General features: G+C 63.1%; 18 protein-coding genes. 11 read left to right on the top strand and 7 right to left on the bottom strand.

Annotated elements, in window-relative coordinates:
* The first annotated feature begins 12 nt into the window (after positions 1 to 12).
* A complete protein-coding gene (locus tag ACQKKX_RS09970; protein ID WP_427570504.1) occupies positions 13 to 1,542 on the top strand; it encodes a hypothetical protein in 1,530 nt (509 codons plus the stop codon).
* 373 nt (positions 1,543 to 1,915) lie between these two features.
* On the opposite strand, the gene dksA is transcribed toward ACQKKX_RS09970, so the two are convergent.
* Complete coding sequence (gene dksA, locus ACQKKX_RS09965) at positions 1,916 to 2,335, bottom strand: RNA polymerase-binding protein DksA (RefSeq protein WP_427570502.1); 420 nt, start codon at positions 2,333 to 2,335, stop codon at positions 1,916 to 1,918.
* A gap of 265 nt (positions 2,336 to 2,600) precedes the next feature.
* Between dksA and ACQKKX_RS09960 the strand changes: the two genes are divergently transcribed.
* The 4 genes from ACQKKX_RS09960 to ACQKKX_RS09945 all read left to right on the top strand — a co-directional run bounded on the left by ACQKKX_RS09960 (position 2,601) and on the right by ACQKKX_RS09945 (position 6,453).
* Positions 2,601 to 3,092, top strand: coding sequence for a SixA phosphatase family protein (locus ACQKKX_RS09960; RefSeq protein WP_427570500.1), 492 nt, complete (start codon positions 2,601 to 2,603; stop codon positions 3,090 to 3,092).
* 135 nt (positions 3,093 to 3,227) lie between these two features.
* Positions 3,228 to 4,703 (top strand): YcjX family protein, encoded by a 1,476-nt coding sequence (locus ACQKKX_RS09955; protein ID WP_427570498.1) that lies wholly within the window; start codon positions 3,228 to 3,230, stop codon positions 4,701 to 4,703.
* Positions 4,700 to 5,806 carry a YcjF family protein gene (locus ACQKKX_RS09950; RefSeq protein WP_427570496.1) on the top strand — a complete coding sequence of 369 codons (1,107 nt, stop codon included), beginning with the start codon at positions 4,700 to 4,702 and terminating at the stop codon, positions 5,804 to 5,806. The genes ACQKKX_RS09955 and ACQKKX_RS09950 overlap by 4 nt, the downstream gene beginning before the upstream one ends.
* 92 nt (positions 5,807 to 5,898) lie before the next feature.
* Complete coding sequence (locus tag ACQKKX_RS09945; protein WP_427570494.1) at positions 5,899 to 6,453, top strand: hypothetical protein; 555 nt, start codon at positions 5,899 to 5,901, stop codon at positions 6,451 to 6,453.
* Here the strand turns inward: ACQKKX_RS09945 and folK are convergent, their stop codons facing one another.
* Genes folK through folP form a run of 3 tightly spaced genes read right to left on the bottom strand, consistent with a single transcriptional unit; the run spans position 6,454 to position 8,247 of the window.
* Entirely contained in the window at positions 6,454 to 6,975 is a 522-nt protein-coding gene (gene folK, locus ACQKKX_RS09940) for a 2-amino-4-hydroxy-6-hydroxymethyldihydropteridine diphosphokinase (protein WP_427570492.1), read from the bottom strand.
* The gene (gene folB, locus ACQKKX_RS09935; RefSeq protein ID WP_427570490.1) at positions 6,959 to 7,324 is read right to left on the bottom strand and encodes a dihydroneopterin aldolase; all 366 of its coding nucleotides are present in this window, start codon (positions 7,322 to 7,324) and stop codon (positions 6,959 to 6,961) included. Before folB ends, folK begins: the two co-directional genes overlap by 17 nt.
* Positions 7,321 to 8,247, bottom strand: coding sequence for a dihydropteroate synthase (gene folP, locus ACQKKX_RS09930; RefSeq protein WP_427570488.1), 927 nt, complete (start codon positions 8,245 to 8,247; stop codon positions 7,321 to 7,323). The genes folB and folP overlap by 4 nt, the downstream gene beginning before the upstream one ends.
* A gap of 109 nt (positions 8,248 to 8,356) precedes the next feature.
* Between folP and ACQKKX_RS09925 the strand changes: the two genes are divergently transcribed.
* From ACQKKX_RS09925 to ACQKKX_RS09910, 4 genes are all read left to right on the top strand, one after another.
* Positions 8,357 to 8,989: a DUF922 domain-containing Zn-dependent protease gene (locus ACQKKX_RS09925; RefSeq protein WP_427570486.1), complete on the top strand. Its 633-nt coding sequence runs from the start codon at positions 8,357 to 8,359 to the stop codon at positions 8,987 to 8,989.
* A gap of 214 nt (positions 8,990 to 9,203) precedes the next feature.
* The gene (locus ACQKKX_RS09920; RefSeq protein WP_427570484.1) at positions 9,204 to 10,442 is read left to right on the top strand and encodes an efflux RND transporter periplasmic adaptor subunit; all 1,239 of its coding nucleotides are present in this window, start codon (positions 9,204 to 9,206) and stop codon (positions 10,440 to 10,442) included.
* A 12-nt stretch (positions 10,443 to 10,454) separates the two neighbouring features.
* Complete coding sequence (locus ACQKKX_RS09915; RefSeq protein WP_427570483.1) at positions 10,455 to 13,619, top strand: multidrug efflux RND transporter permease subunit; 3,165 nt, start codon at positions 10,455 to 10,457, stop codon at positions 13,617 to 13,619.
* A gap of 97 nt (positions 13,620 to 13,716) precedes the next feature.
* On the top strand, positions 13,717 to 14,355 hold the full coding sequence (locus tag ACQKKX_RS09910; RefSeq protein ID WP_427570482.1) for a TetR family transcriptional regulator: 639 nt from the start codon (positions 13,717 to 13,719) through the stop codon (positions 14,353 to 14,355).
* Positions 14,356 to 14,763: 408 nt separating this feature from the next.
* Here the strand turns inward: ACQKKX_RS09910 and ACQKKX_RS09905 are convergent, their stop codons facing one another.
* Together ACQKKX_RS09905 and ACQKKX_RS09900 are read right to left on the bottom strand one after the other, a co-directional pair.
* Positions 14,764 to 15,084: a 2Fe-2S iron-sulfur cluster-binding protein gene (locus tag ACQKKX_RS09905; RefSeq protein ID WP_427570481.1), complete on the bottom strand. Its 321-nt coding sequence runs from the start codon at positions 15,082 to 15,084 to the stop codon at positions 14,764 to 14,766.
* Between the two features lie 150 nt (positions 15,085 to 15,234).
* Positions 15,235 to 15,615: an Hpt domain-containing protein gene (locus tag ACQKKX_RS09900; protein WP_427570480.1), complete on the bottom strand. Its 381-nt coding sequence runs from the start codon at positions 15,613 to 15,615 to the stop codon at positions 15,235 to 15,237.
* A gap of 483 nt (positions 15,616 to 16,098) precedes the next feature.
* Here ACQKKX_RS09900 and ACQKKX_RS09895 point away from each other — a divergent pair, with 483 nt between their 5' ends.
* Positions 16,099 to 22,431, top strand: a complete 6,333-nt coding sequence (locus ACQKKX_RS09895) for a hypothetical protein (RefSeq protein WP_427570479.1) — start codon at positions 16,099 to 16,101, stop codon at positions 22,429 to 22,431.
* 83 nt (positions 22,432 to 22,514) lie between these two features.
* The gene (locus ACQKKX_RS09890; RefSeq protein WP_427570478.1) at positions 22,515 to 22,715 is read left to right on the top strand and encodes a hypothetical protein; all 201 of its coding nucleotides are present in this window, start codon (positions 22,515 to 22,517) and stop codon (positions 22,713 to 22,715) included.
* A 669-nt stretch (positions 22,716 to 23,384) separates the two neighbouring features.
* Here the strand turns inward: ACQKKX_RS09890 and ACQKKX_RS09885 are convergent.
* Positions 23,385 to 23,990 carry an ABC-type transport auxiliary lipoprotein family protein gene (locus tag ACQKKX_RS09885; RefSeq protein ID WP_427570477.1) on the bottom strand — a complete coding sequence of 202 codons (606 nt, stop codon included), beginning with the start codon at positions 23,988 to 23,990 and terminating at the stop codon, positions 23,385 to 23,387.
* Between the last annotated feature and the right edge of the window lie 18 nt (positions 23,991 to 24,008).

The raw sequence follows: 24,008 nt of genomic DNA, 5'->3' as shown, positions 1-24,008 counted from the left end.
AGGAGTGGGCTTATGCTAGACGAGATGCTGGGTGCCTATGGCAGCAACCTGACCATTGCCATGGCGGGTGTTGCCGCAGGTCTGCTCTGCTTGATCCTGGTGCTCTGGCTGATGCGCGGCCGCGGCGGCCCCTCGCCTTTCCTGCGCGGCGGCAAGAATCGCCAGCCGCGTCTGCAGGTTCTCGATGCCGCCGCCGTCGATACCCGCCGCCGCCTCGTCCTGGTGCGCCGTGACGATGTCGAACATCTGATCATGATCGGCGGCCCGACCGATATCGTCATCGAAAGCAGCATCGTCGATGGCCGCAGCCCTCCCTATCACACGCTGATGAAAACCGTGTCTGCGCCGGAACCGGCGGCGGTTGCCGACAGCCAAGCGCCGCCGGCTCTGGCATCCCGTCCCACAGCCCTTTCCTCGCCCTCCCCGCAGGACGGCGTTCGCAAAGAACCAGCTGACGCCCAAGAAACACAGGTCGAGGAAGGCCTGGTCCAGCAAAGCCCCGTCAAGGATCGTCCGCTTGCGGACGGACGCGGCCAGCGGGCCCGGGAGGCAGAGGTCGACGTCCGCGACCGGCAGCGCGCGCAGGATCAGCCGGCCGGCAACGAGACTTTCGCCTGGGTTCAGGCCGAGACCACCGCCTCCAGGAAGCCTGTCGGCACAGCAGATCCGTCGTCCAAGCCTTCACCGGTCATTGCCGAAATTGAAAGGACGCGGCCGCCGCAGACTGCCGCAGCCGAAGCTGCGGTGCCAAGACGATCGGAGCCGCTCTCCATCCCCGTCGCGCCGCTGACCGTCAATATCACGCCGCAGGCCGAGCCACGGCCGACCCAAATGGAACCTGTGGCACCTGCGGCCGCCTCCGCACCTGACGTCGAGCTTTCGCGCATGGAACCACGCAGCGGCATGGCGGCCTCGACCACGCCGAGGCCGATAGCAACCGCCTTTACGGCGGTCGACACCCTGAACGCCGGCGAACCCGATGCGGCCCCCTCGCCTATCACGAAGAGCATGCCGGCTCCGCCGATTTCCATTGACGAACCCGCGAGACCGGCGCTGCAGGTCTCGCTCAATGCGCAGCGCCGGACGTCTGAGCCGGCCTCTGTCGACAACGCAGTCGATCTGCTCGAGGCCGCACGCGGACGGGTTTTCCAGCAGGCCCAACCCGAAACGGCGCCGGTCGTATCAGTGGATCCGGCCCCGGTGACGTTTCCCGTTCCGACGCCGGGCCAGCGCCCTTCAGCGCCGCCTGTCCAGACGTCGTCCCCTATCACCGCCCCGCGCCCCGCAGCCGCGCAGAGCACTCAGGAAAAACCACTCGGGTCCGATTTCGAGCGTATTCTCGAAGAGGAAATGGCAAGCAATCTGGCAGCTGGCAATGTCGCTCCGCCCATCGGTCCGGCTGTGCCGCCCGCACCAGCGAGCTCCCTGCCGCGCCGCGATCCCGGCTTCTCGCGCGTCACCGGTGCCACGCCGGAACCGACCATGCAAAACGAAATCGCCCGCATTTTCGGGGAAATGTCGGTGACGAAAGACGACCGGTAAAAACGGATCTTGTCAGGACCGACGCGCGCCAAGGCCCTTCATCGCCCGCTGTAGCCGTTTGACCATCAAGGATCGGTGTCTCTGCGATATGCCCCACCCACTTGCTGAAAGACGACGGTGCAGGCAGCCACAACCTTGTCGGGTTCAACGAACCAGATCGACGCTCGGCGCCTAAAAGAGACCGGATAGCGCGGCAACGCAGCCTGTAAACGTCGGCTGCTACACATGTTCGACGTTGACACTACAGGCACTGCTTAAACAGACGCGGGATGATGCTGGATAGGAGACAGCAACACAAAAGGCGCGGACAAAAATCCGCGCCTTTGTATTCTGTTTGACGAAGCGTGCCCTGTCGTCACGCCTCGGCTTTCTGTCACTCGTCGCGATAGACCTTTTCGCGGCGCTCGTGGCGTTCCTGCGCCTCGATCGACAAGGTGGCGATGGGACGGGCATCGAGACGCTTGAGGCCAATCGGCTCGCCGGTCTCCTCACAATAGCCGTAGGTTCCCTCATCGATCCGCTGGAGTGCGGAATCGATCTTAGAGATCAGCTTGCGCTGACGGTCACGGGCACGCAATTCGATAGCGCGATCGGTTTCGGAAGAGGCTCTGTCTGCAAGGTCTGGGTGGTTCGCGCTTTCTTCGGCCAGATGGCCCAGAGTTTCACGCGCTTCTCTGAGGATGTCATTCTTCCAAGCGACCAGTTTGGCCCGGAAATAGGCCTTTTGCCGCACGTTCATGAACTCGTCTTCTTCCGAAAGGACGAAGCTGCTAAGATCGATCTTCTCACTCAACGCGATTTCTCCTGAAGAACAGAACTTATGCGGCGCTCTATATCCCTAGGGTGACAGCGTTTCAAGTCCGATGCCAGCCGTTAACGCATTTTTAAAACTGACACGAATTTCAGCTAAACGGCTAATTTTACAGCGTTTCCCGAAGCGATTCGGAAAATATGCGCCGCCGCTTGGCGCAACCGTATAGCGCTAAACGGACGGTTGACGCGCATTGCGACATGGCGCTACCCCTGATGTTTCCGTGTTTTCACCGGCAGAGGCAGCCATGACAACCATTCAACCACCACCCTCCCGCATCTTTCTCCTGCGTCACGGCCATGCCGCGCAGGCGCAATCCGGCCAGCGTGATTTTGATCGGGAACTGGATGATCGCGGCTATGGTGAGGCCGAACTGGTCTGCGAAAAGGCTGTGGATAAAGGCTACCGTCCGGACCTGATCCTGTCATCGACCGCGCCGCGTTGCCGCCAGACGGCGGATGCCATGCATCGCGCCATGGCTGGCGAATGCATTCTTCAGCCCGTCGATGAGATCTATAACGGCACCGTTGAGACCTATCTGGCACTCCTTGCAGGTCAGGCGCCGTCGCCGGCCGTGATGCTGGTCGGCCACAACCCCAGCATCGCGGAAACACTGGAACGTCTGGTTGGCCATGAACAGGCACGCAGTGCGGTGCCGGGTGGCTATCCGACCGCGGGTCTGGCCATCCTGGATCACGACGGCGAAGCCTGGATCATGCGCGATTTCATCCACGCCTGAGGTCGGCCGGGCCAAACGCGGCGGCATCGAGGTTGTGGCGTCCTTGTCTTGCGGCTTATGCCCTTCCTATATGCAAGCCAGCCATTGTTTTTGGCGACCATCGCCTCGACTGCCGATACGAACCGGGATCACGCCTTGCCACCCATGCTCACCAGCTTCACCGACGACGCCCGCATCGCGTTCGACACGCTGACCGATCGCGCCACCGGTCTCGTCAACCCGACGCTGCGGCTTGGCGTGACAGGCCTGTCAAGGGCCGGCAAGACCGTCTTCATCTCCTCCCTCGTTCACAACCTGCTGAATGGCGGCCGACTGCCGCTTTTCGAACCCGTGCGTTCCGGCCGCGTCTCCGCCATCCGCCTTGAGCCGCAGCCAGACGACGCCATCCCTCGCTTCCAGTACGAGGATCACATCCAGGCGCTGGTGCGCCAACGCATCTGGCCTGATTCGACCCGCGCCATTTCCGAACTGCGCATCACGCTCGATTACCAGAGCGCCAGCGGCTGGAGCCGGCTGTTCTCGCCGGGCCGGCTGTCGATCGACATCGTCGACTATCCCGGCGAATGGCTGCTCGATCTGCCGCTTCTGGCGCAGGACTACAAGACCTTTTCCGACAATGCCGTTTCGCTTGCCCGCCACGGCGTCCGGGCGCAGCTCGCGCGTGAATGGCTTGGTCTTGCGGCCACGATCGATATGGAAGGCCCGGCCGATGAAATGGCGGCCCGCCGCCTGTCGGAAAGTTTCGCGGCCTATCTGAAGGCCTGCAAGGCGGACGAGCGTTCGCTCTCGACGCTTCCGCCCGGCCGCTTTCTGCTACCTGGGGAACTGGAAGGCTCGCCGGCGCTCACCTTCGCGCCGATGCCGAACGTCCCGGCGACCCGTGCGAAAAAGGGCTCGCTGCGAGCGATGATGGAGCACCGTTTCGAAGCCTATAAGAGCGTCGTCGTCAAACCCTTCTTCCGCGAGCATTTCGCCCGTCTCGACCGCCAGATTGTGCTGATCGATGCGTTGCAGGCGGTCAATCGCGGCCCCGAGGCGGTACAGGACCTGGAACGGGCACTGTCGGATGTGCTTGCCTGTTTCCGGCCGGGCACCAATTCTTTCCTGAGCACGCTCCTGGGTCGCCGCATCGACCGCGTCCTCGTTGCAGCGACAAAAGCCGACCACCTGCATCACGAAAGCCACGATCGCTTGCAGGCGATCACCCGCCGCCTCGTCGATCGCGCCATTCACCGCATCGGCATGACCGGTGCGGGGATAGAGGTAATGGCGCTCGCCTCAGTACGGGCCACGCGGGAAGGCAGCGTGCGTGAAAATGGCCAGGAGCTTCCGGTCATCACGGGCACGCCAATGCCTGGAGAGCGGATCGGCGACGAGATTTTCGACGGCAAAAAGCGGACGGCGATCTTCCCCGGCGACCTGCCGGAGGATCCGGAGATGTTCTTCCGCGAAATTGACAAAACGGATGAAGAAACACTCCTACCGGACTTGAATATTGTGCGTTTTCGGCCCCCTTCGGTTGAGGAAAATACGGGCGGCATTGCCTTGTCGGTACCGCATATCCGGCTCGACCGCGCCATGCAGTTTCTGTTCGGAGACCGTCTCGCATGAGCCCATCCGATGACCGCACGCACCGTCCCGCCACGACCGCAGGCGAAGGCCCTATTCGGCGGGCGCCCACGGCCTTCAAGGTCGAAAATGACCACGAATCCCAACACGCCGTCAGTCGGCCGCCGCGCAGTTTCGATGAAGGCTTTAGCGCGACGACGGATGCCGACGATCCGTTCTTAGGCACCGGCGCCGACGATCTTGCCACCGTGCCGGTTGCCCTGCCCCGTCGTCACGGCTTTTCCTTCGGCAAGCTTGCTGCCAGCGCCTTCGGCATCTTCGTTTCCTTCGCCTTCGGCCTGTGGGCAGACAGCGTGATCCGCGATCTTTTCAGTCGTTCCGACTGGCTGGGCTATACGGCCATCGGCATCCTGTCGGTCGCGCTCGCAGCGCTTGCCGTCGTCGTCGGGCGCGAAGTGCTGGGCCTGATGCGCATCGGCGCCGTCCAGTCCCTGAAGGCGGATGTCGTTGCCATAGAGACCGGCAGCGATTCGGCAGAAGGGGCGCGATCGGCAAGGGCGCTGGTCACACGCCTCACGACCATCCTTTCGCACCGGGCAGAAACCGCGCGCGGCCGCGCAGTGCTCGAAGCCACGAGGGACGAGATCATCGACGGCCCGCATTATCTGGACCTGGCGGAACGGGAACTGATGACACCGCTCGATCGCGAGGCTCGGCTACTCATTCTCGCAGCATCCAAGCGCGTCTCCGTGGTGACTGCCATCAGCCCGCGGGCGATCGTCGACCTTGCCTATGTCCTCTTCGAGGTGGCCCGGCTGGTGCGCGCCATGGCCGAACTCTATGGCGGTCGGCCGGGCACGCTTGGCATGATGCGGCTGCTGCGGGACGTCATCGCCCATCTGGCCGTCACCGGGTCGATCGCCGTTGGCGACAGCCTTGCCCAACAGGTTCTTGGCCATGGGCTCGCGGCCCGCCTCTCCACCCGTCTTGGCGAGGGCGTCATCAACGGACTGCTCAGCGCCCGCATTGGCATTGCCGCGATGGACTTGTGCCGACCGCTTCCGTTCAGAGCGCTTAAACGCCCGGGCATCGGCGACTTTCTGTCCGATATCGTGGCAACGTCGAACCCTAGAGAACCCACCTGATCCGGTGCCCAAAGTCGAAAAGAAACCACTCATTAACCATCCTCAGCTAATTTACGGGCTCTCGCAGTTGGCCTTTGCCAGGGATTTGTTGAATGGTTTCGCGCATGTTTTCGCTGTTCGGTGGCTTCGCCGTCGCCATCTCCGTCGCCACGGTCGCGATGGCTCCTGAAGCTCGCGCCGCCTCGCGCGACCAGGTCTTTTTCGAAAGCGCTGCCGGCAGCTGGAAGGGACCGGGCGAAATCGTCGCCGGCAAATACAAGGGCACCAAGTTCACCTGCAACCTGACCGGTGAAGCCACCCAGGAAGGCGATGCAGGCCTGAAGCTCGACGGCACCTGCCGGGTCGGCGTGTTCAAGCAGCCGATGAACGCTACGATCGTGAAGACGGCGAAGGGCTATACCGGCAAGTTTCTCGACGGCGCCGAGGGCAAGGGCCTCGACATCACAGCCGGCTCGCTCAACGGCGAGCGGATCGTTCTCGGCATCAACCGCGCCAAGCTGAATGGCGCCATGGTTGCCAGCATGAAGAGTGATAATGACATGAACATCACCATCTCGGTGAAGGTCGAAGAGCAGATGATTCCGGTCATCGGCATGACGCTGACACGCGATCTCGACCAGATCGCCGTCGGCTCGATCAAAAAATGATCACACCCACCAGTCGCGGCTTTCCTCGGAGACCGTGATTCCCGAATGATCGACAAGGGCGAGCCAGGATGACACCGGCTTGCCCTTTATGATGAGATCTGGGGCGATATCGACAAGCGGCATCAGCACGAAGGCGCGCTCGGTCATCCGCGGATGTGGCAGCTGCAACGGCTGGGTGTCCTGTTCGATGTCGCCATAGGTCAGCACGTCGATATCTATCGTGCGCGGCCCCCAACGCTCGATACGCTCACGCTTCATGCCCTTTTCGATCGAAAGGCCGGCGGCCAGCAGATCCTCCGGTGAAAGCGTGGTCTCGATCAGTGCGCAGCAATTGAAGAAATCGGCCTGATCGGTCTTGCCCCAGGGTGGCGTCACATAGAGCTTGGAGACGGCCAGCACCCGGCAATCCTCGCGGCCGTCCAGCAGGCGCAAGGCATCAGCCATCGCTGCCTTCGGATCGCCTATATTGCCGCCAAGTCCGAGCGTCGCCGTCTGCCAGACGATATCAGGGGCGGTAGTCAACACGCACCTCCACGTAATCGAGAATGCCGGGGATCGGTACGCTCGGCTTGCGCACGGCAATCACCGCCCGCCTGATCTGCGGAAAGCGCTGACACAGAGCCGCGGCAACATCCTGCGCCAGCGCCTCTATCAGATAACGACGCTGTCCGGTCACCACCTCTTCGATGACCTCGAAGGCGATGCCATAATGCACGGTGTCCTCGATCGCGTCGCTATCCAGCGCCTTGCCGCCCTCGACCTCCAGTTCGGCATCGACGAAGAAGCGCTGACCCAGCCTTTCCTCCTCGCTAAGCACGCCATGCCGGGCGAAGAAGGAGCAGTTCTTCAGGTAGATCGTATAGAGTTTCATGATCCGGTCTCCGCGCTGGCATTGGCACTGGCACTGGCATTTGCATTTGCAGTGGCGCGGGCCGCCCGCACCGCGTCGGCAACGCCCAGCGCGTCGCGGTTGGCGGCCACGTTGTGCACCCTAAAGATATGCGCGCCGGCGAGCCTGAGAAGGGCGGTGGTGGCCGCCGTCCCCACATCGCGCTCTACGGCACGTTCACGGCCGGTCAACGCGCCGATGAAGCGTTTGCGCGAGGTACCGATCAGGAACGGCAAATGCAGCGCATGCAGCTCGGTGAAGCGGGCCATCAGCTGCGCCTCCTCCTCCCGGCTCTTGGCGAAACCGAAGCCTGGGTCGAGCATGATGGCGCGGCGATCGACGCCGGCGGCATCGGCCACCGCCAATGCCTTTTCGAAAAAGACGAACTGGTCGGCGATCACATCGCCTAGCCTGACCGCCTCGCGACCACGTCCCGTGTGCATGATGCACAGGCCAGCCCCGGTTTCGGCCGCCACCTGGGCGACGGATGGGTCGCGGGTGAGACCATAGACGTCGTTGATGATATGCGCTCCGGCCTTCACTGCCGCCCGCGCCGTCGATCCGCGATAGGTATCGATGGAGAGAAGCGCATCGGTCTGCGCCGCCAGACGCTCGATCACCGGCAACACACGGCGCTGTTCTTCCGCCTCGCTAACCGGTTCGGCGCCGGGCCGGGTCGATTCGCCGCCGATATCGATGATCGCCGCGCCCTCGGCAATGCAAGCCTTTGCGTGGGCGACCGCAGCCTCAACATCATCGTGTCTGCCGCCATCGGAAAAACTGTCCGGCGTGACGTTGACAATCGCCATCAGGTGCCCGCTGGCCGTCAGGTCCAGCGAATGGCCGGAACCGACCTGCCAGGCGCCATCACTGGGAATGTTGTTGCCGGGGAGACTCACGAGCACTCCAATCCTTGCCTTTTACACGTGAAATTGCGCAGGGTCTGTTGCGCTTGGGTGGCCTATGCCCCAAGCTTTGCTCCAGTTCAATCTGCCAGTCCCGAGAATACCATTGATGCGCAGCTTTCGCCGTATGCCCCGGGTGCCGGCCCTCAAGACGGTCACGACACTGGCAGCTCTGTTGGCGATGGTGACGCCGCTCGCGGCACAGCCAACCGTCAGCAAGACCTATTCCTACTTTTCCATCGGCGGCAAGACCGCAGAGGAACTCGACAGCGAACTGGAGCGTCGCGGCCCCCTGACCCGCCACACCGGCGCGCGCCATCCGGGGGCGACCGAGATCAAGTTCGGCGGCGACGTCAGCTATGTGGAGCGCGGCGGACGCTGCTCCATCGGCTCGGCACGGGTCACGCTTCGCACCCATATCATTCTGCCCCGCTGGCGCAATCGGACGTCTGCCAACGGCAATCTGGCACGTATCTGGGACGCGCTGTCGGCGGATATCAAGCGACACGAAGAGCGCCATGCCGAGATTGCCCGTACCCATGCCCGCGCGCTCGAAGCCAAGCTGTTGGCCATCCGCCCGGCCAGCCACTGCGACATCCTTGAAAAACGCGTGGGCGAGATCAGCCGCGAGGCGATCGAGGCGCATGATCGCGAGCAGGTGCAATTCGATGCCGTCGAATCGAAAAACTTCGACAGCCGCATCATGCGCATCCTTAGAAATCGGCAGGCTTCCGCGGATTGATCCTGCAACGCCGGGGCATCGCCTGGTCATCATGCTGCGCATATCGTCGCAGTAGGTTCAAAAACGCCTGCACAATATTGCTAGGTGACGATCACTGCCACACATACGTCATTTGCCGCGTCACCGGGCGCGCCGAAACACATTCACGCAAATGTTGGCTTGCAGCCATTTTACATACAGACTAACACGTATGTAAATTGCCGTCCTTGGGTCCATGGGGTTCTCTATGCGAATGAAACTGCCCGCCGCTGGTCTGTTGCTTGCCAGCCTTTCCGTTCTTGCTGCCTGCCAGAAGGAGGACCAGGCAGCCGGCGCTCCCCCTGCCCGTCCGCCATCCCCGGTTGGTATCATCACGGTTCAGCCGGAAACGCTGCCGATCAACAGCGAGCTGCCGGGCCGCATTGCGCCGACCCGCCTTGCCGAAGTGCGTCCTCGCGTTTCGGGCATCATCGTCGAGCGCGTGTTCGAGCAGGGTTCGCTGGTCAAGGAAGGCGACGTTCTCTATCGCATCGACCCGGCTCCGTTCCAGGTGGAACTTGACCGCGCCGAAGCGACCCTGCGCAGCGCCGAAGCGCAGCAGTTGCAGGCCCGACAGACCGCCGACCGCCAGACCCAGCTGAGCAGATCGAATGTCGCGTCCCGCGCCGAATTCGACACGGCCGTTGCCCAGCTGGCCCAGGCCGATGCACAGGTCCAAGTGGCCCGCGCCGGCGTCGCATCCGCCAGGCTGAGCCTGCAATATGCCAACGTGACGGCTCCGATCTCCGGCCGTATCGGCCGCGCGCTGATCACCGAAGGTGCACTGGTCAGCTCTTCCGGTTCGGAAAACCTTGCCACCATCCAGCAGCTCGATCCGATCTATGCCGACTTCACCCAGCCGGCCGCCGATCTCGTGCGCCTGCGCCGTGCGCTGCAGGACGGCAAGCTGATGACCGGCCCCAATGAGGCCAAGGCACAGCTGATGCTAGACGACGGCACGAAATACGCTGAAGAGGGCCGCCTGCTGTTTTCCGAAGCAGCCGTTGACGAGACCACCGGTCAGGTCACCCTGCGCGGTGAATTTCCGAACTCCAACGGCGACCTTCTGCCGGGCATGTATGTCCGCGTGCAGATCGAACAGGGTCTTGAGCGTGACACGTTTGCGGTTCCGCAGCAGGCCGTCCAGCGCGATGCGGGCGGCAAGGCCAGCCTCATGGTGGTGGGTGCCGAGGACAAGGTCGAGCAGCGCGCCGTGACCGTTGGTCGTGCGCTTGGGGAACGCTGGGTCATTTCGGAAGGCCTTAAGGCTGGCGACCGTGTGATCGTCGACGGTTTCCAGAAGACCGGCCCCGGCGCCACCGTCAAGCCGCAGCCCTGGTCACCCGACAAGCCGGCAACCGAAGCGGCCGCGCAGGAAAGCCCCGCCGAAAAGCCGACGGAAGCCGAAAAGCCGGCAGAGCCCGCAAAGCAGTAAGGACCCGGTTTCATGGCACGTTTCTTCATCGACCGGCCCATCTTTGCGTGGGTCGTCGCAATCTTCATCATGCTGGCCGGCGTGATCGCCATTCCGATGCTGCCGATTGCGCAGTATCCGAATGTCGCACCGCCGCAGATCACCGTTTCCACCAATTATCCCGGCGCTTCGCCGGAGGATATCTATCAGGGCGTGACGCGCCCGATCGAGGAGGAACTGAACGGCGTTCCGGGCCTCATCTATTTCGAATCGCAGTCTGAATCCTCCGGCCGCGTGTCGATCAACGTCACTTTCGCACCGGGCACGAATATCGGCGAGGCCCAGGTCGAGGTGCAGAACCGCATCGCCCGCGCCGAACCACGCCTGCCGAGTGCTGTCACCTCGCAAGGCTTGCGCGTCGAACAGGCCGGCACATCCTTCCTCATGGTCGTATCGCTGACCTCGACCGACGGTCAGACGGACGCGATCGGCCTTGGCGACTATCTGCAGCGCAACGTCATCGGCGAACTGCGCCGCGTGCCAGGCATCGGTTCGGCACAGCTGTTCGCCAGCCAGCGCTCCATGCGTATCTGGATGGACCCGGACAAGATGGTCGGCCTGAGCCTCACCGCTGCCGACGTCACTGCCGCCATTCAGGCACAGAACGCCCAGGTCGCCGCCGGTCGTATCGGCGCGACCCCGAACCCGATCGGCCAGCAGATTTCGGCGACGATCAACGTTCGCGGCCAGCTCACCGATCCGGAAGAGTTCGGGGCGATCGTGCTGCGCGCCAATCCGGACGGTTCCTCCGTGCGTCTGCGCGACGTTGCGCGGATCGAAGTCGGCGCCGAGAGCTACAACTTCTCCTCGCGCCTGAACGGCCAGCCCAGCGCTGCCATCGGTCTCCAGCTCTCCCCCGTCGGCAACGCGCTTGCGGCTTCGGAAGGCGTCAAGAAGGTGATGGAGGAGCTGAAGGAATATTTCCCGGCCGGCGTCCAGTACGAAGTACCGTATGACACCAGCCCCTTCGTCGAAGTCTCGATCGAGAAGGTCATCCACACGCTGATCGAGGCGATGATCCTCGTCTTCGTGGTGATGTTCATCTTCCTGCAGAATTTCCGCTACACGGTCATTCCGGCGCTTGTCGTGCCGGTGGCGCTGCTCGGCACCTGTGCGGTCATGTTCGTCGCCGGGTTCTCGATCAACGTTCTGACCATGTTCGCCATGGTCCTTGCCATCGGCATTCTCGTCGACGACGCGATCGTCGTGGTCGAGAACGTCGAACGCATCATGGCCGAGGAAAAGCTGTCGCCGAAAGAGGCGACGAAGAAGGCGATGGGCCAGATTTCCGGCGCCATCATCGGCATCACCATGGTGCTGTCGGCCGTGTTCATTCCAATGGCATTCTTCCCGGGCGCGGTCGGCATCATCTACCAGCAGTTCTCGCTGACCATGGTCGTGTCGATCCTGTTTTCGGGCTTCCTCGCCCTGTCGCTGACGCCGGCGCTCTGCGCCTCGTTCCTCAAACCCGTCGCTCATGACCATCATGAGAAGAAGGGTCTGTTCGGCATGTTCAACCGTGGCTTCGACAAGGCGTCGCACGGTTATTCGGGTGGCGTTGCCCGGATCATCAAGCGATCCGGCCGCTTCATGCTCATCTATGTGGCGCTGCTCATCGGTCTCGGCTGGGCCTATCTGCAGCTTCCGAGCTCGTTCCTGCCCAATGAAGACCAGGGCTTTCTGATCGTGGACGTTCAGGCGCCGGCTGAGGCCAGCACGGACCGCACGACCGAGGTCATCTCACAGATCGAGAAGATCGCGCTCAAGGAAAATGCTGTCGATCGCATCATTGCCATCAATGGTTTCTCCTTCTCGGGTTCCGGCCAGAATGCCGGTCTCGCCTTCATCACCCTGAAGAACTGGGAGGAGCGCGGCCCGGAAGATTCCGCCGATGCGCTTGCCGGCCGTATCAATGGTCAAATCTTCGGTCTGCGTGACGCCATCGCCTTCTCGCTGTCGCCGCCGCCCATCCAGGGCCTCGGCAATTCGTCGGGCTTCACCTTCCGTCTGCAGGACCGTTCCGGTCAGGGTCAGGCGGCGCTCGGCGCGGCACGTGACCAGTTGATGGCGGAGGCCGCCAAGAGCCCGATGCTGGCCGGCCTGCGTATCGAAGGCATGCCGGATGCGGCCCAGGTCAACCTGTTGATCGACCGCGAAAAGGCCAACACGTTCGGGGTCACCTTCTCCGACATCAACTCGACCATCACCGCCAACCTCGGGTCCTCCTATGTCAACGACTTCCCCAATAACGGCCGCATGCAGCGCGTCACCGTTCAGGCGGAAGGCAACCAGCGCATGCAGACGGAAGACCTGCTGAAGCTCAACGTCCGCAATGCCAGCGGGGGGATGGTGCCCATGTCCTCGTTTGCCACGGCGGAATGGGTGCGCGGTCCCTCGCAGGTCATCGGCTATAACGGCTATCCGTCGATCCGTATCGCCGGCCAGGCCGGCCCCGGCTATTCTTCCGGCGACGCGATTGCGGAGATGGAACGCCTTGCCGACCAGCTGCCGTCCGGCTTCGGCTACGAATGGACAGGCCAGTCGCTGCAGGAAATCCAGTCCGGCAGCCAGGCACCCGCTCTGATCGCGCTGTCCATCCTGTTCGTCTTCCTGCTTCTGTCGGCGCTTTACGAAAGCTGGTCGATCCCGCTGTCCGTCATGCTCGTCGTGCCGCTCGGCGTCATCGGCTCGGTTGCGGCCGTAACGTTGCGCGGCATGCCGAATGACGTCTACTTCCTGGTCGGCCTGATCACGATCATCGGCCTGTCGGCGAAGAACGCCATCCTGATCATCGAGTTCGCCAAGGATCTGCGGGCCGAGGGCATGAGCGTCTTCGACGCGACCGTGGAAGCAGCGCATCTGCGCTTCCGCCCGATCCTGATGACGTCGCTTGCCTTCACGCTCGGCGTCGTGCCGATGGCGATTGCCACCGGCGCCAGCGCCGCAAGCCAGAACGCCATCGGTACAGGGGTCCTCGGCGGCATGATCTCGGCGACCCTGCTCGCGATCTTCTTCGTGCCGGCCTTCTTCGTCTTCGTCATGCGACTGTTCTCCAAGGATGCTCGCAAGGAGCCGCTGGAAGCCCGCCGCAAGGACAACGACAAGACCGCGGACGAGGAGGCCCGCCCGGCCCATTGACGCGACAGCGGGCCTTAGCGGCCGCCTACGCGAAGACGCCGGACCGTTGCTCGGGGCGCTTTTCAAAGCGCCCCGAGCAACGGGAAAAGGAGGAGATATGAGACGAACCAAGGCGGAAGCTGCGGAAACCCGCGCGGCCATCCTGGAATCGGCCGAAAGAATGTTTTTTGAAAAGGGCGTCGCCGCCTGCACGCTCGACGATATCGCCGCTGCGGCCGGCGTGACACGCGGTGCCGTCTATTGGCATTTTTCAAGCAAGACCGATATTTTCCTGGAACTCTACAACACGTTCCGTCTACCGCTTATAAATATGCTTGAACTGCGGGATCCCTCCTGCTGCGGTATGGACGCGCTCACCATGATCGAGGATTCGGCCTGCGAATGGATGCGGGTCATGGCGACCGATCAACAGCGCCAGCGAATGCTGACGATTCTGCTGCGCACCAACTTCACCGAGGAATTTGCGCCGGTTCATCAGGCGATGAAGGAACTCGAGGAACTGCATAACAGGCAGTTGGAACAGACCCTTCAACGGGCGCAGGCCACTGGTCGCCTTGCGTCCGGCTGGACACCAGCTTCCGCCTGCAACGCCGTGAAATGGATGATCAAGGGCATCTGCTGGGACTGGTTGCTGGGCGGCCAGACGTTCGACCTTGGCAACGAAGGCTGCGGCGCTGTCCGCCGGCTTTTCGCCAGTTTCCGCAATACACATGCACTGCGTACCGCCATCGGCTGATCTCTTGCCGACCCATGACCGGGTTTCACCGCCGCCGCGCTGCGAGAACAAGTTCTGATGCCGCTTGAAACTTACGCGAGCCTATCCGACCCTACAGACAATCAGAGGTAATTCTTCGGCTGGCGTATTTCAATAATTTCTTATATTATTATTTTCAGTTGATCGGGTTTCAAATCCTGCGGCACCAAGCAAGGCGGTGCGAACGTGCAGCAGGTGCGCCGATCCTGGCGGCTGACAGTCGGCCCCGGATCGTGCGCCAGTCTTTCAGCCTTGACGGGCTCTGTACGGTGTTCTCCCGGTGCGTCCCATTGCTGCAGCTGTTCCCTCCCTCACCTGCAGTGACGTGCCTACCTCAAGCCTCGCTCGCTTCGGCGCAGCGAGGCTTTTTTTGTGGCACGATACGACGCGTCAGCCCTGGCGTTCAGGCACGCTAACCACCAGCCCATCCAGTGCCGGGGTCATCTTGATCTGACAGGAAAGGCGGGACGTCGGGCGCAGATCGAAGGCGAAGTCGAGCATGTCTTCCTCCATCGGCGCCGGTCCGCCGACGGTTTCAGACCAGGCATCATCCACATAGACGTGACAGGTGGCACAGGCGCAGGCCCCACCGCATTCGGCATCGATCCCGGGCACCGAATGGCGCACGGCATTTTCCATCACCGTCGATCCGTCTGCCGCATCGAGTTCGAAACGGGTGCCGTCGAAGGCAACGATGGTAAGCTTGGTCATGATCTGCGTATCCGAACTGTTTTGTGAGAAGCGGTTGCGAAACGCATCTCTTCCGATAAAACGCCTTGGCAGTCAACAAGGGCCGGGCGAGGCAAAAGGCGGCGCGGCCTCGCTCGCGGCACCCTCTGCCCGCAATCGATCAGCGGAATGTCAGCGGCAAAGCGTGCCGATAAAATGTTCGGCCTCGAGCACGCAGGCGCCGAACCGCGCGAGCGATGCCGCATCGGTGTGCCCGGCCTCGATCTGTCCTGCGATGGCCGCCACCCGAAAGGCGCCTACGGCGTTTGCCGAACCGCGGATCCGATGCGCGGTCGTGGCCTTGGGCACGGCACCAGCCGTCATCTCCACCAGTGCCGCCCTCGCCTGCCGGGCAAACAGCGACAGGATTTCGATTTCAAGGTCCTTGTCACCCATCGTCTGGCGCGCAAGATGCACGAGATCGATTGGGCGGGATGCCGACGGCGCCTCGATGAAGGCATCCTCGACTGTCGCATTGTCGGGCAGTTCAAGAGCATGAGAAACGGCGGCCATCAGCATTCGTCCTGTTGAAGAAAGGCAGACGATCCAGACAATGAAGGGCGAAAATGCGTATTGCGCTTAAATCCGGATCGCTCGTTCAGGCTTTTCTTCGGTCATGGTTAATTTTGACGAAGCCTCGCATTTTGAAGGGGTTTGGTGTGCCGATATGATGTATTTTCTGTTAACGGCCTGCCGGGCAAGGCCCCGCGACCCCGACCCGAATTGTAACACACCGAGGAATGTGCCACTACAATACGCTTGGGCGCGGCGTGTGCCTCGGTTTCGGCCAAATTTTCGCGCACCGGAAGGCGGGTCGGTAAGCATTCCTTATCATCCCTTTGAAATGAAAGCGTTCCGGACTGGAATAAGATAAGGACGATCCGATCGCCGATATCCGTCGGCGACGGCTTCAACCGACAGGCGTGTCACCCGAGCCATTTGCATGCGGCAGCGGGTCGGATGGTATGACCGGTGTTAGTAACGAGGCGTAACCGCATGGTGAAGAACAACAACAGCGATGCGATCGACGAAACCGCGTTTCAGGCGCTGGAAGATGCGCTGAACAACGATTTCGAAGAAGAGCTGAAGCCTCGCTCTGGTCCCGCCTCCCAGCCCCGGGAGCAGGCCGCGCCCGACCGGGCTCCCTCCGGCAAGCCGGCAAGCCCGCAGCCCACCGCGCGCGAAAAGCAGGCCGTTGCCCGCCAGGCGGAAGTACGCAAGGCCGCCGCCGAACAGGCGCGCCCGGCAGCCGGCGAGACCGGTGGCCCGAAGTCGCCAACCTTTTCGCCCGCCAATGATGCCAGCCGTCGCCCGACTGCCGCACTGCTGCGCACGCTCGATGGCGGAGCGATGCGGGCGGCCCTTCGTAACTCCACCATTCTGTCGACGCTGTGGACGATCGGCGGCCTCGGTCTTGGCCAGTTGATCTACGGGTCGCAGATCTGGCAGTTCAACTCGGTAGAACAGGTCCTCGAAACGCCCGGCGTCGTCGCCATCGGCGTCGGTATCTTCGTACCGGTCATGCTGTTTTACGCCTTCTCGATCATGATGGCGCGTGCGCACGAACTGCGCCTCGCCGCCCGCTCGATGGCTGAGGTGGCCCTGCGCCTGTCCGAACCGGAAACCATCGCCACGGACCGCATCATGTCGGTCGGCCAGGCCGTGCGCCGCGAAGTCATGGCGATGAACGAAGGCATTGAGCGCACCATTGCCCGGGCGACCGAGCTGGAAACGCTTGTCCATTCGGAAGTGAACGCGCTCGAGCGCAGCTATGCCGACAACGAACTGCGCGTGCGCGGCCTCGTGCATGAACTGGGTTCCGAGCGCGACGCCATCGTCAACCATGCCGACCGCATTCGCGCTTCGATCGTCGGCGCGCATGATCAGCTCAAGGAGGACCTGTCGCTCGCGACCGAGGAGATTTCCGTTCGCCTTGCCACGTCCGGCGAGGCGTTTGCCTCGATGATCGAGACGCGCGCCGCAACGCTTATGGAACGCTCGAACGCGGCCGGCGAAGCACTCGGTTCGCTGCTCACCGCCAAGACCGATTCGATGGTGCAGACCCTGCAGGCCTCCGGCAAGCAGCTTGCCGGCGAATTCGATGTTCGCCTCGAAGACCTGTCAAAGACGCTCAGCGAACGCGGCGAAGACCTGCTCGGCCAGTTCGAGACGCGTGCATCGACACTCGACGCCAACACCGAAAAGCTCAATGCCGCCCTGTCCGACCGCACGCGCCAGCTCAACGAGACACTGGTTGCGCGCACCCGCGAAATCACCGAGGGCCTGACCTCGGGCGAACGCGCCATCACCGGCACGCTCGACGGCGTCCTGAATTCGCTCAACACCGCCCTCGACGAGCGGGGCTCGACCTTCCGTCAGAGCCTGCAGACCGCGGCCGACGATGCCGTCATGGATCTCGACCTGCGCACCGGCCTCTTCGAGGAACGGCTGCAGACCACGATCGGCCAGCTCAGCACGACGTTCGACAGCGGCCTCAACGAGTTCACCACCGCTTTCGACCAGCGCTCCGGCTCGCTGGACACCAAGCTCAACGAAAGCCTGCTGCGCATCAAGCAGAGCGTCGAGAACAATTCCGAGGCGGTGGAAGGGATTCTGTCGACCAGTATCGAACGCATCGGCTCGGCCTTTACGGACCAGTCGCTTGCGCTTGCAACGACTCTCGGCGCCAATCAGGAAATGCTCGAAAGCACGCTTGAGACCGGTGCGAGCCGGATCGGCGAAGCGCTTGACGCCCGCAGCCGTGCCTTTACCGAGGCCTTCGATGCCCGCAGCGCCGAGCTGCAGGAGGCGATCGAAGACAAGAGCCTGGCGCTGACCGTCGGCCTCGCAACCTCGGCGGCCGCCCTCACGGAGGGGCTCGACGCCAGCACCAGCGAATTCCAGCAGGCCATCGACCAGCGCAGCCGGGCGCTCGCTGAAACGCTCGAAACCTCCGGCCGCGATCTTAGCGAAAACCTGGAGAATTCCGGCCGGGCACTCAACGAGAGCCTGGCGGCGTCGGCCGCCGCCTTCTCCACCGATTTCGATGAGAAGAGCCGCGCCCTGTCCGGGGCGCTCGAAGGCCGCGCCCAGGAATTCACCGAGACGCTCAATGCCCGAGCAGCGGAGATCACCGACAGTTTCGGCGGCGCGCACGAGCGCATCGACGCGGTCATGGCGGAACGCAGCGGCGCGCTTTTCAACGCCCTGACCGATAGCCAGACCCGTTTCGACGACACGCTTGCCGGTCATTCGGCGGCCATCGTCAACGCCGTCAGCGGCAGCCACGAACGCCTTGCCGAGGTTCTCGACGAACGCACGAGCCGCCTCGAAGACGCCGTTTCCGGCGCGCCGGAGCGGATTGCCGGCGTGCTCGATACCCGCGTTTCGGCCATGGAAACCGTCCTGTCTTCGGGCCACGAACGCATCGAGCAGGATCTCGGTCGCCGCATGACCGAAATGGGCGAGATGGTATCGCGCACCACCGAGCGCTTCGGCGATATCCTCGACGACAAGTCGATGGAAATGGCGACCTCGCTTGCCCTTGGGGAAGACCGCCTGACGGGCGCGATCGAGGACAAGGCGAACGCGCTGCTCGACAGCATCAACAGTGCCGACGAGCGCGTCGCCGCCGCTTTTGCGGCGCGCACCGAAAACCTGCAGGGCGTCTATGCCGACAACCAGCAGCGTCTCGAAAACACGCTTCAGGACCGCGGCGCCGAGATTGCCCGCGCGCTCGGACACGGTGCCGAACAGATCGACCGCACGGTTGGCGGCGGCGCCGGCCGCATCGAGATGGCGCTTGGCCAGAATGCCGAACGTTTCGAGGATACGATCACCGACGGCCTGCTGCGCATGGAAACCATGATCAGCACCGGCCACGAGCGTGTCGCCGAAACCATGGACGCCGGCAACGACCGCCTGTCGGAAACGATGGACAACAGCTACGAGCGCATGCGTTCGACGCTGGACGAGCGTCGAGACATGATCTCGGCCACTCTCACCGAAGCCGAAGGCCAGTTCAGCGAGATGCTTGCCGATCAGGCAACGTCGATCGGCACCTCGATCGCCACAAGCGCCAGCATGCTGGAAATGACGCTGGAACTGCAGCAGGAAGGTCTGCGCGGCATTGTCGACGGCGTCGGTAACGACCTCGAAGGCCGCCTCACCTCCAGCGCCGGCGAAATCGCCGCCAAGCTGAGCACGGCGGCAGCCGAGATCAACCGTTCGGCCGACCAGTTCTCTAGCCGGATTGAAAAGACCGTCGGCGGCGTCTCCACCGCGCTCAACGAAACCAGCGAGCGTGTCGATGGCACATTGACCGGCCTTGAGGGTCGCATGCGCGAACAGCTCGGTTCGGTTTCCGAACTGGTCGATGGCGTCGGCCGCAATCTTGGCGAGACGCTCGCCGAACGTACCGCCGATCTTCGGCGCGTCGCCGGCGAAGCCGCCGAGCGCATCGAAGCCAGCCTCGAAGGTGGCAGCAGCCGCCTTGAAGCCGCCAGCGAAACCGCGGCAGCGCGTATCGATAGCACGTTCGAAGCCGGCAATGAGCGGCTCGAAGAGCGGCTCGGCACCATGGACCGCGCGCTCAATGTCGGCCTTGATGCCGTCAGCCGCACGATCGAGGGGAAGGCTGCCACCCTAGCCTCCGCCATGCGCGAAGCCGTGACCACGGCGGCCGAAGGCATGGATAGCGAAGCCATGCGCGCGGTCGAGTCGCTATCGCGCGCCGGCAGCCAGTTCTCCGAGGAACTCAGCGCGCGCAACGCCGAATTCACGCAGTCTATCGAGGAACGTTCCAACGAGATCGTCAGCCGCATTTCCGAAACCCAGGGCCGCCTGTCCGGCCAGGCCGCAGCCGTCGCGCAGGCCTTCTCGGAAGCCGGCAATTCGATCGTCAACAAGGTTGCCGAAGCCGATGCACTGGTAAAGGGTCAGGTCGCCGCCATCTCGGATGCGCTCGGCGATGCGGAACGCTCCCTTGGTGCCCGCGGCGACAGCGTGCGCGATGCCCTTTCGCAGACCGCCGGCGAAATCAACGCCGCAATCGATCAGGTCGACAAGGCGCTGGAAGCCCGCGGCGAAGCGATCCGCTCGTCGCTCGACAACCGCTCGCGCGATCTCAACTCAATGCTTGCGAGCCGGTCTGCCGAATTCTCGCGGCTGGTCGACGAAAAGGCGCGTCCGGCTCTCGAACAGTATGCCGAAGCCGGCCGCCTCGCTGCCGAGCAGCTGGCCTCGACGGCCGAGCAGACTGCCGGTCGTCTTTCCGCGGTCGCGGAGGAAACCAGCCAGCGTCTGCGCGACGAAAACAACGCGCTGGTGGATGCCCTCGCGGCCCGCACCAATGATACGCTGTCGGCGATCAGCCAGCGCGGCGAGGAAGTTGCCGGCCGCATGCAGGGCGTCGAACAGGGTCTGGCGGCCAGCGTTCAGAGCCTGATCTCGCGTCTGGAAGACAGCAATACCGGCATCGCCTCGCTGGTGCAGCGCACGGCTGCGGAACTGGGTGGCACGATCGAACGCGCTGCCGAACAGCTCGGCGCCGCAGACGAGCGCCTCGGTGCAACCGCCGAGCGGTTCTCCCAGTCCGCGAGCCAGTCTGCGGATGTTGTCTCCAGTGCCAGCCGGCTTTTGGAAAACAATGTCGATCGGCTGCAGAACGTCTCGTCGGCGACGCTGTCGCAGGTCGGCAATATCGTTGGACGCTTCGACGAACACTCGCGCGTGCTTGGTCAGGCATCGGAACTGCTGGGTGCGGCCCAGTCCAATCTCGTCGGCACGCTCGATGAGCGCCAGGCGGCGCTGCGCGACCTGTCGGTCGGCCTCGTAAAGCGTTCGGAAGAGATCGAAGTGACGATGCGGAACCTGACGAACCTCGTCGAAGGCGCTTTCGACCGCGCCGAAGACCGTTCCTCGCAGGTATCTTCGCGGCTTCGCGAAGGCCTCCAGGCCTCGTTTGCCGATATCGGTCGCTCGCTCGGGGAAACCCAGCAGCGCGCCGAAATCACCGCCGAAAACATGCGCAATGCCTTCTTCAACGCCGGCCAGGAAGCAACCCGCGCCATCGAGGGTACGCTCAGCGAAGCCGAGCGTCGTTCGCGCGATGTCGCGGCGCGCATGCAGGACGGCATTGCCGGCTCGCTTTCCGATGTCGAGCGCATGCTGGCCGATGCCACCGGCAAATCCGACATGGCGGCCGACCAATTGCGTGAAACCCTGCGCCAGTCCGTCGATGACGCGATCGGCCGCTTTGCCGGCGCCACCGACGAGATCCGTCGCTCGGCCGTCGACATCCGCAAGGAACTTGACGCGACCCGTTCGGAACTGAAGCGCGGCGCTTTCGATCTGCCGGAAGAGGCCAAGGAAAGCGCTGCCGCGATGCGACGCGCGGTCTCCGAACAGATCAAGGCCTTGCAGGACATTTCGACGCTGGTCGGGCGTTCCACGCAGCAGCTGGAAGTGGCCGAACCGGTTCGCTCCGCCCCCGCGCCTGCACCCCGCCCTGCTCCGGCCGCCGCCCCGGTGGCTCCGCAGCAGACCTATCAACCGGCATCCGTCGCACCCGAACAGCCGGCCCCGGCGCTTCACCAGTCCGTGCTGCAGCAACCCGTATTGCAGCAGCCGGCTTCTCAGCAGCCCGTCTCCCCGCAGCCGAACCTGCAACAGCGGGTGGCACAGCAGCCCGCGGCCGCGCCGCAGCCTGCGCGTGACATCTTGTCGGGCGGTCTCGGCGGTGCACTGTCGGGCAGCGTGCCCGGCGGCCTTCTGCGTGGCAGCCTGCCGGCCGATCAAGGCATGTCGACGCAGCCATCGCGAGCCTCTGAACCGGCACCGCGTCGTGACGATAATGGCGGCTGGATCAGCGATCTCCTGCGCGGCGCTTCGCGTGACGAGCAGGCGGAAACTGCGCCGCGCCAGCCCGTGCGCAGCGCGCCGGAAACCTCGACGCGTCACGGCGGCGACACCCGCAATCCGCGCCACATGGTGGAATCGCTCAATTCGCTGTCGGTCGACATCGCGCGGGCAATCGACCACAACGCCTCGGTCGACCTGTGGCGGCGCTACCAGCGTGGCGAGCGCGATGTCTTCACTCGTCGCCTCTATACGCTCAAGGGTCAGCAGACCTTCGACGATATCAAGAGCAAGTACGATCGCGAGCCAGAATTCCGGACCGCTGTCGACCGCTACATCGCCGATTTCGAAAAGCTGCTTGCCGATGTGGCCCGCACCGACCGCGACAAGACGGTCACGCAGAGCTACCTGACATCGGACACTGGCAAGGTCTATACAATGCTGGCCCACGCCGCCGGTCGCTTCAACTAAACAATAATCGCGTTGGTTGTTGATCGATAGTTGATACACCGTCAGTTTCTGATAGACTGCGCCACAGGAACCAGGAGGTCTCTGTGGCGCACCTGTATTCAGACGATATCGATATCGCCCTCAAGCTCAGTCATCTGCGCGACATGCGGCGGTCGGCCTTGCCATTGCGCAGCGAGAGCGAAGCCTTCCGCCTGCTGTTATGCGTGCAGGACGCGTTGCATGCCCTGATCTATGCGCGCAGCGAAGACACCACGCTCGCGGATAAATCATTGCTGCAGTCCTGATCCGAACGGTTGCATGCCGCGATTGGGGTGATGGCAGACACCGAGCGGAGGCGGCGGAGGCGACCGCTATTGAGCGGCACGGATATTCCCGTCGCGACGTTCTATAAGGACGCCAACACCATTCCGCCGCCCTTGAGGCTCGGGCTCAGGTGCCCGACACCCGCCGTTTGGGCCTGATAGTACCTATGTAGCGAGCGTCTCACTTGGGCTGAGCGCATAGGGCCCATTGGCTGCGTTCTCATATACAGTCTGGTCGCGACGGCGCCGCTCCACGACGGGTACTTGCGAGGATGTCAGGGTGGAACGGTCGGGAGGGCGTGGTTCCGTTTACAGCGCGGATGGGTGAGCGGCGTGCTCAGCCGGACTACAGGAATGTTCAGGCTGCAGTCTCGGCGGAGAACGGAACTCTCTTCGTTTCAGGGCTGCAAGTTCGAAAGCCGGCTCCGCCGGAAACGCTGCTGTCGAAACGGGACGAACCGTGCCGGGAGGGATGTACCTCCTGGCCGCGCGGAAAGAAGCGGCGGTTCGATCGCCGCACTTTTGAACGCGATCTGAGAGAGCCGTCGCGCGCACGCTTTCGGCCTCGGCCTTTGTCGAGATTGAGATTGAGGACACCGAACACGGCCTTCGACTGCGCTTCTCAACAGCTGTCGCGGCTTTCCCGTGGCCTCAGATGGACTTCAGGGTCCAGTCGACAATATCGGCACCGACCTTGGCGAAGGCACGGTTGATCCCGGCAATGAAGGTCGCATTGTCTTCACCTGACACGGGCACGGTCGCACGGAAGACGTTCTGCGCCCGCACCGAGCCATTGCGGTCATTGAGAATCTTGACCGAAATCTCGACCGCCGCCACTTTCGGGCTCGCAGCATTGACTTCGAAAGCACGGATATCGGTCACGACCTGGTAATCGATCGCCAGCCCCTGCCCGGGCTTGCCGACGCCCCCAAGCCTGCCGGTGTTCTCGAACGCCTCCACCAGTTTAGACTGAACGATGCGCGGCAGACGGTCTCCCCACTGCGAATTGGCGAGATAGCGGATTTCGGACGGCGATACACGCACCACGACCTGTTCGCTGTCGAGCGATTTCAAAGCCGTGGGCTCGGGAACCAGGATCTGACGGCCTTTCGCCGAACCCGAATTGCTGGCCATCGGCGTCAGCGACAGGTCGAATGTGTCGTTATTGGCCTTTCCGCCACAGCCGGACAACAGCACTGCCATCAGCGGCAAGGCCAGCATCGCGCCTCGACCGAGCCCAACAGACTTCGAACCCATTTTCACGCTCCCATAAGC

The organism is Neorhizobium sp. NPDC001467, assembly GCF_050275975.1.
Classification (GTDB): Bacteria; Pseudomonadota; Alphaproteobacteria; order Rhizobiales; family Rhizobiaceae; genus Neorhizobium.
This window is presented reverse-complemented; position numbering and strand designations above follow the sequence as displayed.

Bases quoted from the DNA above. Each gene is read 5' to 3' on its own strand.
- ACQKKX_RS09970 (WP_427570504.1), top strand. From the start codon at position 13: ATGCTAGACGAGATGCTGGGTGCCTATGGCAGCAACCTGACCATTGCC.
- ACQKKX_RS09960 (WP_427570500.1), top strand. From the start codon at position 2,601: ATGACAACCATTCAACCACCACCCTCCCGCATCTTTCTCCTGCGTCAC.
- ACQKKX_RS09950 (WP_427570496.1), top strand. From the start codon at position 4,700: ATGAGCCCATCCGATGACCGCACGCACCGTCCCGCCACGACCGCAGGC.
- ACQKKX_RS09945 (WP_427570494.1), top strand. From the start codon at position 5,899: ATGGTTTCGCGCATGTTTTCGCTGTTCGGTGGCTTCGCCGTCGCCATC.
- folB (WP_427570490.1), bottom strand. From the start codon at position 7,324: ATGAAACTCTATACGATCTACCTGAAGAACTGCTCCTTCTTCGCCCGG.
- ACQKKX_RS09925 (WP_427570486.1), top strand. From the start codon at position 8,357: ATGCGCAGCTTTCGCCGTATGCCCCGGGTGCCGGCCCTCAAGACGGTC.
- ACQKKX_RS09920 (WP_427570484.1), top strand. From the start codon at position 9,204: ATGGGGTTCTCTATGCGAATGAAACTGCCCGCCGCTGGTCTGTTGCTT.
- ACQKKX_RS09915 (WP_427570483.1), top strand. From the start codon at position 10,455: ATGGCACGTTTCTTCATCGACCGGCCCATCTTTGCGTGGGTCGTCGCA.
- ACQKKX_RS09910 (WP_427570482.1), top strand. From the start codon at position 13,717: ATGAGACGAACCAAGGCGGAAGCTGCGGAAACCCGCGCGGCCATCCTG.
- ACQKKX_RS09905 (WP_427570481.1), bottom strand. From the start codon at position 15,084: ATGACCAAGCTTACCATCGTTGCCTTCGACGGCACCCGTTTCGAACTC.
- ACQKKX_RS09900 (WP_427570480.1), bottom strand. From the start codon at position 15,615: ATGGCCGCCGTTTCTCATGCTCTTGAACTGCCCGACAATGCGACAGTC.
- ACQKKX_RS09895 (WP_427570479.1), top strand. From the start codon at position 16,099: ATGGTGAAGAACAACAACAGCGATGCGATCGACGAAACCGCGTTTCAG.
- ACQKKX_RS09885 (WP_427570477.1), bottom strand. From the start codon at position 23,990: ATGGGTTCGAAGTCTGTTGGGCTCGGTCGAGGCGCGATGCTGGCCTTG.